Origin of the sequence: Klebsiella africana (assembly GCF_020526085.1) — a bacterium.
Classification (GTDB): Bacteria; Pseudomonadota; Gammaproteobacteria; order Enterobacterales; family Enterobacteriaceae; genus Klebsiella; species Klebsiella africana.
On record NZ_CP084874.1, the window covers coordinates 2,100,270 to 2,114,491 of the forward strand.

At 59.2% G+C, this 14,222-nt stretch carries 11 protein-coding genes; 9 read left to right on the top strand and 2 right to left on the bottom strand.

Annotated elements, in window-relative coordinates:
• The first annotated feature begins 192 nt into the window (after positions 1–192).
• The 3 genes from ydiJ to LGL98_RS10180 all read left to right on the top strand — a co-directional run bounded on the left by ydiJ (position 193) and on the right by LGL98_RS10180 (position 4,108).
• A complete protein-coding gene (gene ydiJ, locus LGL98_RS10170) occupies positions 193–3,249 on the top strand; it encodes a D-2-hydroxyglutarate dehydrogenase YdiJ (protein WP_136032853.1) in 3,057 nt (1,018 codons plus the stop codon).
• Positions 3,246–3,656 (top strand): 1,4-dihydroxy-2-naphthoyl-CoA hydrolase, encoded by a 411-nt coding sequence (menI, locus tag LGL98_RS10175; protein WP_136032338.1) that lies wholly within the window; start codon positions 3,246–3,248, stop codon positions 3,654–3,656. Before ydiJ ends, menI begins: the two co-directional genes overlap by 4 nt.
• A 203-nt stretch (positions 3,657–3,859) precedes the next feature.
• Positions 3,860–4,108, top strand: a complete 249-nt coding sequence (locus LGL98_RS10180; RefSeq protein WP_002909014.1) for a GlsB/YeaQ/YmgE family stress response membrane protein — start codon at positions 3,860–3,862, stop codon at positions 4,106–4,108.
• A 96-nt stretch (positions 4,109–4,204) separates the two neighbouring features.
• Here the strand turns inward: LGL98_RS10180 and LGL98_RS10185 are convergent, their stop codons facing one another.
• Complete coding sequence (locus LGL98_RS10185; protein ID WP_136032339.1) at positions 4,205–4,525, bottom strand: hypothetical protein; 321 nt, start codon at positions 4,523–4,525, stop codon at positions 4,205–4,207.
• 600 nt (positions 4,526–5,125) lie between these two features.
• On the opposite strand from LGL98_RS10185, the gene LGL98_RS10190 reads away from it, so the two are divergent.
• Positions 5,126–6,103 (top strand): DUF1852 domain-containing protein, encoded by a 978-nt coding sequence (locus LGL98_RS10190; RefSeq protein WP_136032341.1) that lies wholly within the window; start codon positions 5,126–5,128, stop codon positions 6,101–6,103.
• Between the two features lie 24 nt (positions 6,104–6,127).
• The gene (locus LGL98_RS10195; protein WP_136032343.1) at positions 6,128–7,159 is read left to right on the top strand and encodes a methionine synthase; all 1,032 of its coding nucleotides are present in this window, start codon (positions 6,128–6,130) and stop codon (positions 7,157–7,159) included.
• A 50-nt stretch (positions 7,160–7,209) separates the two neighbouring features.
• Here the strand turns inward: LGL98_RS10195 and LGL98_RS10200 are convergent, their stop codons facing one another.
• Positions 7,210–8,121 (bottom strand): LysR family transcriptional regulator, encoded by a 912-nt coding sequence (locus tag LGL98_RS10200; protein ID WP_023282719.1) that lies wholly within the window; start codon positions 8,119–8,121, stop codon positions 7,210–7,212.
• Positions 8,122–8,217: 96 nt separating this feature from the next.
• On the opposite strand from LGL98_RS10200, the gene LGL98_RS10205 reads away from it, so the two are divergent.
• The 4 genes from LGL98_RS10205 (at position 8,218) to LGL98_RS10220 (ending at position 14,188) form a co-directional block, all read left to right on the top strand.
• On the top strand, positions 8,218–9,204 hold the full coding sequence (locus LGL98_RS10205; RefSeq protein WP_136032345.1) for an NAD(P)H-binding protein: 987 nt from the start codon (positions 8,218–8,220) through the stop codon (positions 9,202–9,204).
• Between the two features lie 174 nt (positions 9,205–9,378).
• Positions 9,379–9,915 (top strand): TetR/AcrR family transcriptional regulator, encoded by a 537-nt coding sequence (locus tag LGL98_RS10210; RefSeq protein WP_015958592.1) that lies wholly within the window; start codon positions 9,379–9,381, stop codon positions 9,913–9,915.
• Between the two features lie 74 nt (positions 9,916–9,989).
• Complete coding sequence (locus tag LGL98_RS10215) at positions 9,990–11,099, top strand: efflux RND transporter periplasmic adaptor subunit (protein WP_136032347.1); 1,110 nt, start codon at positions 9,990–9,992, stop codon at positions 11,097–11,099.
• Positions 11,096–14,188, top strand: a complete 3,093-nt coding sequence (locus LGL98_RS10220) for an efflux RND transporter permease subunit (protein ID WP_136032349.1) — start codon at positions 11,096–11,098, stop codon at positions 14,186–14,188. Before LGL98_RS10215 ends, LGL98_RS10220 begins: the two co-directional genes overlap by 4 nt.
• The last annotated feature ends 34 nt before the right edge of the window (positions 14,189–14,222 follow it).

Consider the following 14,222-nt stretch of genomic DNA (forward strand, 5'->3'; position numbering starts at 1 on the left):
CCAAAAAGCTGGCGCCGCGTAAATCCATGTACTGATAATAATATCAATAATTTTGCCGGGCTGATTTTGCACAGAAAACACGTGGGCGCATATGAAAAAAATGTGATAAAAAGTTGAATGCGCTACGCAAACGTTTAGTTAGCACCAACACAATATTTTCAAACACAACATAGTCAGGCAGGGTCAAGTGTGATGATCCCACAAATTTCTCAGGCGCCAGGGGTAGTTCAGCTGGTGCTGAATTTTTTGCAGGTACTGGAGCAACAGGGTTTTACCGGCGATACCGCCACCAGCTATGCCGACAGGCTGACGATGGCTACCGACAACAGCGTCTATCAACTGCTGCCGGATGCGGTCCTTTTTCCGCGCTCTACGGCGGACGTGGCCTTGCTGGCGCGCGTCGCCGCGGAACCACGCTTTAAATCGCTGATCTTTACCCCGCGCGGCGGCGGCACCGGCACTAACGGCCAGGCGCTGAACGGCGGGATTATTGTCGATATGTCCCGCTATATGAATCGCATCATCGAGATTAACCCCGAAGAGGGCTGGGTGCGCGTTGAAGCCGGGGTCATCAAAGATCAGCTGAACCAGTTTCTTAAGCCCTATGGCTACTTTTTTTCCCCGGAGCTTTCCACCAGCAACCGCGCCACGCTGGGCGGAATGATAAACACCGACGCGTCCGGACAGGGATCGCTGGTGTACGGCAAAACGTCGGATCACGTGCTTGGCCTGCGGGCGGTACTGATGGGCGGGGATATCCTCGATACTCAGGCGGTACCGGTGGCGCTAGCGGAGACGCTGGGCAACACCCCATCGACGATTGGCCGGATCTATAACACGGTGTATCAGCGCTGCAAGGCGCAGCGTGAACTGATCATTGATAAGTTTCCCAAACTTAACCGCTTTCTCACCGGATACGATCTACGACACGTCTTTAACGATGAGATGAGCGAGTTCGACCTGACCCGTATTTTAACCGGTTCGGAAGGCACGCTGGCATTTATTACCGAAGCGCGGCTGGATATCACCCGCCTGCCGAAAGTGCGCCGCCTGGTCAACGTCAAATATGACTCCTTTAACTCTGCGCTGCGTAACGCGCCCTTTATGGTGCAGGCGAAAGCGCTGTCGGTGGAGACTGTCGACTCCAAGGTACTGAATCTGGCGCGCGAGGATATCGTCTGGCACTCGGTAAGCGAACTGATCACCGACGTACCAGACAAAGAGATGCTCGGGCTCAATATCGTCGAATTCGCCGGCGATGACGCGACGCTAATTGACCAGCAGGTTACGACTCTGTGCCAGCGGCTGGATGAGCTGATGGCTGGCAGCGAGGCGGGCGTTATCGGCTGGCAGGTCTGTCACGATCTCGATGGCGTGGAGCGTATCTACGCCATGCGCAAGAAGGCCGTCGGCCTGTTGGGCAATGCCAAAGGCGCCGCCAAGCCTATTCCTTTCGCCGAGGACACCTGTGTGCCGCCCGAACATCTGGCGGATTACATCGTCGAGTTCCGCGCGCTGCTCGACAGCCACGGCCTGAGCTACGGCATGTTTGGCCACGTGGATGCCGGAGTGCTGCACGTGCGCCCGGCGCTGGATATGTGCGATCCGCAGCAGGAGGTGCTGATGAAGCAGATCTCCGATGACGTGGTCGCGTTGACGGCGAAGTATGGCGGTCTGCTGTGGGGCGAACATGGCAAAGGGTTCCGCGCGGAGTACAGCCCGGCGTTCTTTGGCGAGGTGCTGTACGGCGAACTTAGAAAGATCAAAGCGGCCTTTGATCCGGATAATCGGCTGAATCCGGGGAAAATCTGTCCTCCGGAAGGCCTTGATGCGCCGATGATGAAAGTCGATGCGGTGAAGCGCGGCACCTGGGATCGGCAGATCCCCATCGCGGTGCGCAGCAACTGGCGCGGGGCGATGGAGTGTAATGGCAACGGGTTGTGCTTCAACTTTGACGTCAAGAGCCCGATGTGTCCGTCGATGAAAGTCAGCAACCAGCGCATCCACTCGCCGAAAGGGCGGGCGACGCTGGTCCGTGAATGGCTACGTCTGCTGGCCGACCGCGGCGTCGATCCCAACCAGCTGGAAAAAGCGTTGCCGGAGCAGGGCGTCAGCCTGCGCTCACTGGTGGCGCGTACGCGCAACAGCTGGCATGCGCGCAAAGGCGAATATGACTTTTCGCATGAGGTCAAAGAGGCGATGTCCGGTTGTCTGGCCTGTAAAGCTTGTTCGACCCAGTGCCCGATTAAAATTGATGTTCCGGAGTTTCGCTCTCGTTTCCTGCAGCTGTACCACAGCCGCTATCTGCGTCCGGTGCGCGATCATCTGGTCGCGTCGGTCGAATCCTATGCGCCGCTGATGGCGCAGGCGCCGAAAACCTTCAATTTTTTCATTAACCAGCCGTGGCTGAAAAAGCTGTCGGAGAAGCACATCGGGATGGTTGATTTGCCGCTGCTCTCGGCGCCGTCGCTGAAGCAGCAGATGGCCGGCCACCGCTCTGCCAACATGACTCTGGAGCAGCTCGAAGCGCTGAGCGCCGAGCAGAAAGCGAAGATGGTGCTGGTGGTGCAGGATCCGTTCACCAGCTATTACGACGCCCAGGTAGTGGCCGACTTTATTCGCCTCGTCGAAGCGTTAGGCTATCAGCCGGTGCTGCTGCCGTTCTCGCCGAACGGTAAGGCGCAGCATATTAAAGGATTCCTTACCCGCTTTGCGCGCACCGCGCAGAAGACGGCTGATTTCCTCAATCGCGTGGCGCAGTTGGGCATGCCGCTGGTCGGCGTCGATCCGGCGCTGGTGCTCTGCTACCGCGATGAGTACAAGCAAACGCTCGGCGAGAAGCGTGGCGATTTCCAGGTGCTGTTAGTCCATGAGTGGTTGCCGAAGGCCCTGACGACAGACGCCCGTCCGGATCAGGGAGGAGAGCCCTGGTACCTGTTCGGTCACTGTACGGAAGTGACCGCGCTGCCAGCGGCGACCAAGCAGTGGGCCGCTATTTTTGCCCACTTTGGCGCGAAACTGGAAAACGTCAGCGTTGGGTGCTGCGGGATGGCAGGGACCTATGGCCATGAAGTGAAAAACCATGCCAATTCGCTGGCTATTTACGCGCTCTCCTGGCAGCAGGCGATGCAGCGGCTGCCGCGTAACCGCTGTCTGGTGACGGGATACTCCTGCCGCAGTCAGGTGAAGCGCATTGAAGGCAGCGGCGTTCGCCATCCGCTGCAGGCGTTACTGGAGATAATAGGATGATTTGGAAACGTCAGACCACGCTGGAGCAGCTCAACCGGCTCGGTGAGGGAAACATGGTAGGGCTGTTGGATATTCGCTTTGAGACCTTTACCGACGATACGCTGGAGGCCACGATGCCGGTGGATGGCCGTACGCAGCAGCCGTTTGGCCTGCTGCACGGAGGGGCGTCGGTGGTGCTGGCGGAGACCCTGGGGTCGGTGGCGGGTTATCTGTGCAGCGAAGGCGAACAGAAGGTGGTGGGGCTGGAGGTTAACGCCAACCACATTCGTTCGGCTCGCGGAGGCCGGGTGCGGGGTGTCTGTAAAGCGCTGCACGTGGGCGCTCGTCATCAGGTCTGGCAAATCGAAATCTTCGACGAACAGTCGCGATTATGCTGTTCATCGCGGCTAACCACCGCAGTAATATAAGCAGTGACCGGGAGGCGAATAGCCTCCCTTTTTTCAGGGGAATAAACGGAAACTGGTTGGTGAGGTCGAGAGATTTTGTCACCCAAGCCGCCGCGTCGCGGCAAGGAATTATCTAATAAATATATTATTACCGATCCACTCTCGTTATATATGCTACTCTTTTCAATACTAAATGCTTAAAGGTAACAAGAGGACGGTTAACCATGGGTATTCTTTCCTGGATCATTTTTGGACTTATTGCCGGTATTTTAGCCAAGTGGATTATGCCGGGGAAAGACGGCGGCGGGTTTATTGTAACGGTTATTCTGGGGATCATCGGTGCGGTGGTCGGCGGCTGGATCAGTACCCTGTTTGGTTTTGGTAAGGTCGATGGCTTTAATTTCGGCAGCTTCGTGGTAGCGGTTATCGGTGCGCTGGTCGTGCTGTTTATCTACCGGAAAGTGCGTAGCTAATTTTCTGCTGCTCTGCTGTAAATAAGTTCATAAAAGCTGCCGCGATAAGCGGCAGCTTTTTTATTGCTGGCGGGCTAAGGCGTAAGCTGCACAGGGCTATTGCTTGTCGGCACCATCACCAACCGGCACCACCTCAACGTGCACTTCGTAGTGTTTCGCCTGACTGGCCGGGATCAGCGTGGTCAGTTTGTTAATGGTTTCCGCTGGCGTATCGGTTGCTACCGTGGCTGAAAACAGCACCGGTCTGTGCGGCGGCAGCTGCGGTGGGAACGGTGGCAGCGGGCCATGGCCCATCTCCAGCGGCGGACGGGCTCCGTTATCAACGACGGGGGACTGGGTATCGGTTTTATCGGCTGCAAAGGCGCTGGCGGCGGCAACCGCGGTAATAGCGAACAGAGCAGTGAGCGCTTTTTTCATCGGGATTCCTCCATAAGCAAGTAGCAAAAGAGTAGAGGGCGGCGGCAGGCAGGACAATCCCATGCGGCGCGAATCCTCTGAATCTCCTTTTTTCCTGGCGAATGTGAAGGTCAGATGAGAGCTTGTGTCATTGGAGAAGCATCTTAATTCAGCAGCACGCTCATAATGAGCAGCACGGCCATGCACATCGACATAATACTGATATCAACAATCATTCTTTACGACAACAGCTCCAGCTAAATGGGTACGGCAGCGACGTCTAAGCACGTATTAGAGTGGTTAAAGATTGTACCCTGGCATACATTCACTGGACAAATGATTATTGGCATGACACGGCCTAAATTGCCGCTGGCGATCGTAGTTCGATGACGCAGGCCCGCTCCCCACCTTTGCTATCGCCGGTAAACGGACCAACATGAGGATGGCTCATGTTGCAATGAATTTAAGTCGCTTTCCCTCCATCGCCGACTCTGGCAAAAATAGACTCATTAACGAATCAACAACATTTATCGCTTGAAGCGCGCCAGGCCTGACTTTGCCACGCCTGGGAAAGTACTCCGCTATTTCGCTTTATGCCTGACACCAGGATGGACTATCGCCATGAATAACGAATTTACCTATACGATTACCCGCAGCCGGTTTGATGAAAATTATAACCCTGCGGAAAATACGCGTATTACCACCAACTTTGCCAATTTAGCCAGAGGGGAGAACCGTCAGGAAAATCTGCGCAATACGTTAATCATGATGAATAATCGGTTTAATACCCTGGCGCACTGGGATAATCCCCGCGGCGATCGCTATGCGATCGAACTGGATATTATTTCTGTCGGGATGAATATTGCTCAGGAGGCCAGCTTCCCGGTGATAGAGATCCTGCAAACGCATATTGTCGATAAAAAGAGCGGGGAGCGCCATGCCGGCATCGTCGGCAATAACTTCTCCTCCTATGTGCGGGATTATGATTTTAGCGTGCTGCTGCTGGAACATAACAAAGACCAGAGTACCTTTAGCGTACCGGAAAACTTTGGCGAGTTGCATGGCAATATCTTTAAAGATTTTGTGCAATCCAGCGCCTGGCGGGCCAACTTCAGCAAGGCGCCGGTGATTTGCCTGAGCGTTTCCAGTAAAGATGTGTATCGCCGCAACGGCAATGAACATCCGGTTCTCGGCATTGAATATGTCCAGGAGGGGGTCTCGCTGACCGAGCGCTATTTCAGCAAAATGGGTCTGCAGGTACGCTATTTTATGCCAAAAAACAGCGTCGCGCCGTTAGCCTTTTATTTTACTGGCGACCTGCTCAGCGATTACACCAGCCTGGAGCTGATCGCGACCATCAGCACGATGGAGACGTTTCAGAAAATATATCGCCCGGAAATTTACAATGCCAACTCCGCGGCAGGTCAATACTATCAGCCCAATCTTCATCACGAGGATCATTCATTAACCAAAATTGTTTATGACCGGGAAGAGCGCAGCCTGCTGGCGATAGAGCAGGGTAAATTTACCCAACAGCATTTTATTAACCCGCACAAGACGTTGCTTGAGCAATGGTCTGCTAATTTCGCGCTGTGCTAATTTAAAAACAGAAGGTTCCTTATTATGAAAAAATGGCTTCCCACTTCGACCGCCGGCAGTTTACCGAAGCCCTCCTGGCTGGCGCAGCCAGAGACGCTGTGGTCACCCTGGAAACTGTCCAACGAAGAATTACTGGCTGGCAAGCGTGACGCGCTGCGTTTATCGCTCGACGACCAGCTGCGTGCCGGGATCGATATTGTGAGCGACGGTGAGCAAACGCGTCAGCACTTTGTCACTACCTTTATTGAGCATCTCAGCGGGGTTGATTTTGCCAAACGCGAGATCGTGAAAATTCGTAATCGCTATGAGGCGAGCGTCCCGACCGTGGTGGGCGCCGTGGAGCGCCAGAAACCGGTCTTCGTCGAGGACGCGCGCTATTTGCGCCAGCTCACCAGTCAGCCGATCAAATGGGCGCTTCCGGGCCCGATGACCATGATCGACACGCTGTATGACAACCACTATAAAAGCCGGGAAAAGCTGGCCTGGGAATTTGCCAAAATCCTTAATCAGGAAGCGAAAGAGTTAGAGGCTGCGGGGGTCGATATTATTCAGTTCGATGAGCCAGCCTTTAATGTCTTCTTCGATGAGGTCAACGACTGGGGGATCGCCGCGTTGGAACGCGCTACCGAAGGGCTGAAGTGTGAGACGGCGGTGCATATCTGCTACGGCTATGGCATCAAGGCGAATACCGACTGGAAAAAGACGCTGGGCTCCGAGTGGCGACAGTATGAGGAGGCGTTCCCGCAGCTGCAGAAATCGTCCCTCGATATTATCTCTCTCGAGTGCCACAACTCGCGGGTGCCGATGGACCTGTTGGAACTGATCCGCGGTAAAAAGGTGATGGTCGGGGCGATCGATGTTGCCAGCCATGCTATTGAAACGCCGGAAGAGGTGGCTGGAACCCTGCGCAAAGCGCTGGCGTTTGTCGATGCCGACAAACTTTATCCGTCCACCAACTGCGGTATGGCGCCGCTGCCGCGCCATGTTGCCACCGGTAAACTGCATGCCCTGAGCGCCGGCGCCGAGATCGTTCGCCGCGAGCTGGCGGCAAAGTAAGGCGGGACACGCTCCCGTTAATTTCCCCTGGGGGGACATGCGTCCGGGGATCAGCTTGCCAGTGGGCCAGCGATATACGCCTGCAACTCCTGGGCGAGAAAATCAAATACCCGCTTACAGGCGGGACTGTGGCGCAGGTCCTCATGCATCACCAGCCAGGTGTCAAGAGACAGAGAAAAATCGGCCGCCAGCACGCGCTGCAGGGGAATGATGCCATCCGCAAGGGGCACCTGGCAGATGCCGATTCCCGCCCCGGCGCGGATCAGGCTCAACTGGGCGAGGTCGCTATCGGTCCGCATCGCGAAGGCCTCGCGCTGAAAACGGGGGTAAGCCTGCAGGGCCCGGCGAACGAGCGGGGTGGCGCTATCGAAACCAATCAGCGCGTGGCAGGCCAGATCGTCGAGGGTTGCGGGCAGGCCCTGGCGCGTCAGGTAGGCGGCGGTGGCATGTAACCCAAGCTCGATTCTGCCGAGACGGCGGGCGATAAGCTGCTCCTGCTGCGGGGCGACCATCCGCACCGCGATATCCGCCTCCCGGTGCAGCAGATCCTGAAACCGATTGGAGAGCATCAGTTCGATGACGATATGCGGACACGCCTGCCTGAGCCGGGCAACCAGCGGCGGCAGCACCTCGGCGCCGACCACCTCGCTGGCGGCCACCCGCACTACGCCACGCAGCTCGGCTCTGTCGCGACTAAAGTTAGCCGCGGTGCGTGCCAGCGCCCGGGCGGTGTTGTCCATGGCCTCGGCGTGCACCCGCAGCGCCAGCGCCGCGTCGGTCGCCAGCAGGCCGGTCTGCGAGCGGGTAAATAAAGCCTGGCCGAGTGCGGCCTCCAGCCCGGCAATATGGCGCCCCGCCGTTGGCTGGGTGATGTTCAGGGTACGCGATGCGCCCGATAAGGAACCTTCCTGCAGGACGGCGAGAAAGGTTCGGTACCACTCCCAGGGAATAGAGGTATTCATACAAAAATGTATAGCCGCTCGATAATGGTATGCAATTTCATTTGATATGAGCCGCAGGTAGGCTGTCAAGCATCCATTAGCGAACGGGGAAAGAGGATGAACAGCAGCGGCAAAGTACTTATTCTGGGAGCAAGCGGGGGTATCGGCGGGGAAGTGGCTCGCCGGCTGGTGGCGGACAACTGGCAGGTTCGGGCGCTGAAGCGCGGCGCTCAGATTCGCGGTCCCGCAGATGGCATGCAGTGGATAGCCGGCGACGCGCTGGATGGCGGCCAGGTTGCGGCGGCGGCTGCCGGTTGCGACGTGATCGTCCATGCGGTGAATCCGCCGGGATACCGGTACTGGCGGCAGCAGGTACTGCCCATGCTGCACAACACCCTGCAGGCCGCCGAACAACAGCGGGCGTTAGTTGTCCTGCCCGGCACGGTCTATAACTATGGACCGGATGCGTTTCCGCTGATTGCTGAAGAGGCCGCACAACAGCCGGTGACCCGCAAAGGCGCCATCCGGGTGGAGATGGAGCTGGCGCTGAAGGATTACGTGCAGCGCGGCGGCCGGGCGTTGATTGTCCGGGCGGGGGATTTTTTTGGACCGCACGCCGGGAATAACTGGTTTTCTCAGGGGCTGGTCAAACCTGGTCAGCTTCCTCGCATCATTCGCTACCCGGGGGCGATCGGCGTGGGGCATCAGTGGGCCTGGTTGCCCGATGTCGCCGCCACCATCGCCGCGCTGCTGGCCCGCAGGCGCGAGCTCGAGCCGTTTTCTTGCTTTCATATGCAGGGCCACTGGGACCCGGACGGCAGCGAAATGAATCAGGCGATCCAGCGGGTGGTCGCCCGCTATGGCGGCAGGGCGGCAGTGAAGTCTTTTCCCTGGTGGTTAGTGAAGCTGGCGGCGCCCTTCAACGCCACCCTGCGCGAAATGGTCGAGATGCACTATCTCTGGCGTCTGCCGGTACGCCTGTGCAACGATAAACTGGTTGATTTTCTCGGCGCGGAGCCGTGCACCCCGCTCGATCATGCAGTGCAGATGACGCTACAAGGCCTGGGTTGTCTGCCCGCTGGCGCGATAAACACCCAGGCGTGACGCGGCGAAGCGGATCGCAAACCGGGGTGTTATTGTGACCAAATCATAATAACGTCACTCGTTGTCAAACGATAGCGATCGCATTAAGCTAAACGGATGACGAAAAATACCCCCCCCCCTGCAAGCCGTGGTCCCCATGACCACAGCGTTCGGGACCAGATTCTTGACGCGGCCATGGCGCACTTTAGTCGCTATGGCTATGAGAAAACGACGGTCACCGATCTCGCCAAAGCGATAGGCTTTTCCAAAGCCTATATCTATAAATTCTTTGACTCCAAGCAGGCGATTGGCGAGGCGATTTGCGCCAGCCGGCTGGAGAAGATCATGGTGGCCGTCAGCGCGGCTATCGCCGATGCGCCGTCTGCCAGCGAGAAACTTCGCCGCCTGTTCCGGGCACTGACTGAGGCCGGCAGTGAACTGTTTTTTGAGGATCGCAAACTGTACGACATCGCCGCTGTCGCAGCGCGCGATAAATGGCCTTCAACGGAACAGTATGCCGGTCATCTGCAGCAGCTGATTGGGCAAATCCTTGTCGAAGGGCGCCAGGCGGGTGAGTTCGAGCGCAAAACCCCGCTGGATGAAGCGACCCTGGCGGTCTATATGGTGATGTGTCCTTTCATCAACCCGGTGCAACTGCAATACAATCTTGACACCGCGCCCACCGCGGCGGTGCTGCTTGCCTCCCTGATCCTGAGAAGTCTCTCCCCCTGATTAGTGACTATTGACTTTATTGGTCACTAGTCTGAGAATGCGGTCATCGTCCGGTCTTTTCATTAAGGTGACCCATGCTCAGGCTCAATGCCGTCCATTTTGCCGTCTGCCTCCTGCCGCTGGCCCTCGCGGGCTGCGGCGAACCTGCCGATCATGACGACCCCCGCATCCGGCCGCCGCTGGTCCGGGTGGCGACCGTCGAGCGCGCAGAGGCCGGCTCGCGGGCCTTTACCGGCGTGGTAGTGGCCCGAACCCAAAGCGACCTCGGCTTCAGGGTGGCGGGAAAAGTGCTTGAACGGCGGGTGGAAACCGGGCAGAGCGTCAGGCGCGGTCAACTGCTGCTGCGCCTGGATCCGTCTGATCTAGCCTTGCAGGCGCAGTCCCAACAGCGGGCCGTGGATGCTGCGCGGGCGCGGGCCAGGAAAGCGGCCAACGATCTGGCCCGCTATCGCGGCCTGGTGGCGAGCGGCGCCATCTCTGCCGCGGAATTCGACCAGATTAACGCCGCGGCAGAGGCGGCGAGAGCCGACCTCAGCGCGGCCCAGGCGCAGGCCAATGTGGCGCAAAACGCCACCGGCTATGCTGGACTGCTGGCAGACGCTGACGGCGTGGTGGTGGAAACCCTCGCCGAGCCGGGGCAGGTGGTCAGCGCCGGGCAGGTGGTTATCCGCCTGGCGCGGGCGGGGCAACGCGAAGCACGAGTACAGCTGCCGGAGACGCTACGCCCGGCGGTCGGCAGCGAGGCGCTGGCGACACGCTATGGCAGCGAATCTCAGCCGGTCACGGCGACCCTGCGACTGCTTTCGGACGCGGCTGACGCCACTACCCGCACCTTTGAAGCGCGCTATGTGCTGAACGGCGCGCTGGCGAACGCCCCGCTGGGGTCTACCGTGACTCTGCGTATCGGCAACGACCAGGCGCCAGGCCAGGTGCTGGAGGTGCCCCTGGCGTCGGTCTACGATCCGGGCAACGGCCCTGGCGTCTGGCGCATTACCTCTCGTCCGGCCACCGTCTCCTGGCAACCGGTAACTGTGCTCGGCCTGGATGATGAAACGGCGCGGGTGACCGGCCCGCTGAAGCCCGGCGAGCCCATCGTCGCCCTGGGCGCCCATCTTCTACACCAGGGCGAGGCGGTACGTCTGGCGGAACGACGCGAGCATAATGCCGCCGGGAGCCTGCCATGAGCGCCGGGCGTTTTAATCTCTCCGCGCTGGCCGTTCGCGAGCGGTCGGTGACCCTGTTTTTAATTATCCTCATCTCCGTCGCCGGGCTGGTGGCGTTCTTCGGACTCGGGCGGGCGGAAGATCCGCCCTTCACGGTCAAGCAAATGACGGTCATTACCGTCTGGCCCGGCGCCACCGCGCAGGAGATGCAGGATCAGGTCGCCGAGCCGCTGGAAAAACGGCTCCAGGAGCTGAAGTGGTACGATCGCACGGAGACCTATACCCGCCCTGGCATGGCGTTGATCACCCTGTCGCTGCAGGACCAGACCCCGCCTTCCGAGGTGCCGGAGCAGTTTTATCAGGCGCGCAAGAAGCTGGGCGATGAGGCGAAAAATCTGCCTGCCGGCGTCTCCGGCCCGATGATGAATGACGAATTCGCCGATGTCACCTTTGCCCTCTTTGCCCTGAAGGCGCGGGGAGAGCCGCCGCGGCAGCTGGTGCGTGACGCCGAAGCCTTACGCCAGCAGCTGCTGCATGTACCCGGGGTGAAAAAAGTGAATATCCTCGGCGAACAGGCGGAGCGTATTTATCTCTCCTTTTCTCATGACCGTCTCGCCACTCTGGGTCTCTCGCCGGAGGCGATTTTTGCCGCGCTGAACAGCCAGAATGTGCTGACCGCCGCCGGGGCTATCGAGACCCGTGGCGGGCAGATCTTTATCCGCCTCGACGGGGCGTTCGACCGCCTGCAGCAGATCCGCGACACGCCGATTATTGCCGGGGGCAGAACGCTGAAACTGGCCGATGTCGCCACGGTTGAGCGGGGATATGAAGATCCCGCCACCTTCGTGATCCGCCATCAGGGCGAACCGGCGCTGCTGCTGGGGGTGGTGATGCGTGAGGGCTGGAATGGTCTGGCGCTGGGGAAAGCGCTGGACGCCGAAACCGCCAGCATCAATCAGAGCCTGCCGCTCGGCATGTCGTTGAGCAAAGTGACCGATCAGTCAGTGAATATCAGCGCCGCGGTCGATGAGTTCATGATCAAATTCTTTGTCGCCCTGCTGGTGGTGATGGCCGTGTGCTTTATCAGCATGGGCTGGCGCGTGGGCGTAGTGGTCGCAGCGGCGGTGCCTTTAACCCTCGCCGTGGTGTTTGTGGTGATGGCGGCGACCGGCAAAAACTTCGACCGCATCACTCTCGGCTCGCTGATCCTCGCCCTGGGGCTGCTGGTGGATGATGCCATTATTGCCATCGAAATGATGGTGGTCAAAATGGAGGAGGGGTACGACCGCCTTAAAGCCTCGGCCTATGCCTGGAGCCATACCGCGGCGCCCATGCTGGCCGGTACCCTGGTGACGGCCGTGGGTTTTATGCCTAATGGATTTGCGCAGTCCACCGCCGGGGAGTACGCCAGCAATGTGTTCTGGATCGTCGGTATCGCGCTGATTGCCTCCTGGATTGTGGCGGTGATTTTTACCCCCTGGCTGGGGGTGCACCTGTTACCGGACAGAAAGTCAACGGCGGCAGGCCACGCCGCGCTGTATGACTCCCCGCGCTATCAGCGCTTCCGTCGGCTGCTGACCCGGGTTATTGCTCACAAATGGCGCGTGGCCGCCGGGGTGGTGGCGCTGTTTATCGTGGCGATCCTGGGCATGAGTATGGTGAAAAAGCAGTTTTTTCCCACCTCCGATCGTCCGGAAGTGCTGGTTGAAGTGCAACTGCCTTACGGGTCGTCGATTAGCCAGACCAGCGCCGCGACGGCGAAAATTGAGCACTGGCTGCAGCAGCAGCCGGAGGCGAAGATTGTCACCAGCTATATCGGCCAGGGCGCGCCGCGCTTTTACCTGGCGATGGCCCCGGAGTTGCCCGATCCCTCCTTCGCCAAGCTGGTGGTGTTGACCGACGGGCAGGATGCCCGCGAGGCGCTCAAGCGGCGGCTGCGCGAGGCAGTGGCCAATGGCCTGGCGCCGGAAGCGCGGGTGCGCGTCACTCAGCTGGTGTTTGGCCCTTATTCGCCTTATCCGGTCGCCTGGCGAGTGATGGGGCCCGATCCACAGACCTTGCTCGACATCGCCGAACGGGTTAAATCGGTGCTGCAGGCCAGTCCGCTGATGCGCACCGTCAATACCGACTGGGGGTCGCGGGTGCCGGTGATGCATTTCAGCCTCAATCAGGACCGGCTGCAGGCGAGCGGACTCAGCTCCCAGTCCGTCGCCCAGCAGCTGCAGTTCCTGCTGTCAGGGATCCCCATCACCACCGTCCGGGAAGATATTCGCGCCGTGCAGGTCATCGGGCGCGCGGCGGGCGATATCCGGCTGGACCCGGCGAAAATCGCCGACTTCACCCTAGTGGGTAGCGGCGGGCAGCGGGTGCCCTTGTCACAGATTGGCGACGTGTCGATCAGAATGGAGGACCCACTGCTTCGTCGTCGCGATCGCACGCCGACCATCACCGTCCGGGGAGATGTCGCGGATAACCTGCAGCCGCCGGATGTCTCCACCGCGCTGATGAAACCGCTGCAGCCCATTATCGACTCGCTACCGCCGGGGTATCGCATCGAGACGGCGGGGTCGATCGAGGAGTCAGGCAAAGCCACCCGGGCGATGGTGCCGTTATTTCCCATCATGATCGCCCTCACGCTGCTGATCATTATCCTGCAGGTGCGTTCGCTGTCGGCGATGGTCATGGTTTTCCTGACCGCGCCGCTGGGGCTGATTGGCGTGGTGCCGACGTTGCTGCTGTTCAATCAGCCGTTTGGCATCAATGCCCTTGTGGGTCTGATCGCTCTGTCGGGGATCCTGATGCGCAATACGCTGATCCTGATTGGCCAAATCCATCATAACCAACAGGCAGGGCTCGATCCGTTCCACGCAGTGGTGGAGGCGACGGTGCAGCGCGCCCGCCCGGTTCTGCTGACGGCGCTGGCGGCGATCCTGGCGTTCATTCCGCTCACCCATTCGGTCTTCTGGGGAACGCTCGCCTATACGCTGATTGGCGGGACGCTGGGGGGAACCATCATGACCCTGATCTTCCTGCCAGCCATGTACGCGATCTGGTTTCGCATCCGCCCGGCGAACACGGTACAACAGACAGAGTTGCACCTTCAGAGGTAATTCCACTTTCCCGGACCTGGGCGAGGCACATGGC

Coding starts and splice junctions, on each gene's coding strand:
- ydiJ (WP_136032853.1), top strand. CDS start 193: ATGATCCCACAAATTTCTCAGGCGCCAGGGGTAGTTCAGCTGGTGCTG.
- menI (WP_136032338.1), top strand. CDS start 3,246: ATGATTTGGAAACGTCAGACCACGCTGGAGCAGCTCAACCGGCTCGGT.
- LGL98_RS10180 (WP_002909014.1), top strand. CDS start 3,860: ATGGGTATTCTTTCCTGGATCATTTTTGGACTTATTGCCGGTATTTTA.
- LGL98_RS10185 (WP_136032339.1), bottom strand. CDS start 4,525: ATGAAAAAAGCGCTCACTGCTCTGTTCGCTATTACCGCGGTTGCCGCC.
- LGL98_RS10190 (WP_136032341.1), top strand. CDS start 5,126: ATGAATAACGAATTTACCTATACGATTACCCGCAGCCGGTTTGATGAA.
- LGL98_RS10195 (WP_136032343.1), top strand. CDS start 6,128: ATGAAAAAATGGCTTCCCACTTCGACCGCCGGCAGTTTACCGAAGCCC.
- LGL98_RS10200 (WP_023282719.1), bottom strand. CDS start 8,121: ATGAATACCTCTATTCCCTGGGAGTGGTACCGAACCTTTCTCGCCGTC.
- LGL98_RS10205 (WP_136032345.1), top strand. CDS start 8,218: ATGAACAGCAGCGGCAAAGTACTTATTCTGGGAGCAAGCGGGGGTATC.
- LGL98_RS10210 (WP_015958592.1), top strand. CDS start 9,379: ATGGCGCACTTTAGTCGCTATGGCTATGAGAAAACGACGGTCACCGAT.
- LGL98_RS10215 (WP_136032347.1), top strand. CDS start 9,990: ATGCTCAGGCTCAATGCCGTCCATTTTGCCGTCTGCCTCCTGCCGCTG.
- LGL98_RS10220 (WP_136032349.1), top strand. CDS start 11,096: ATGAGCGCCGGGCGTTTTAATCTCTCCGCGCTGGCCGTTCGCGAGCGG.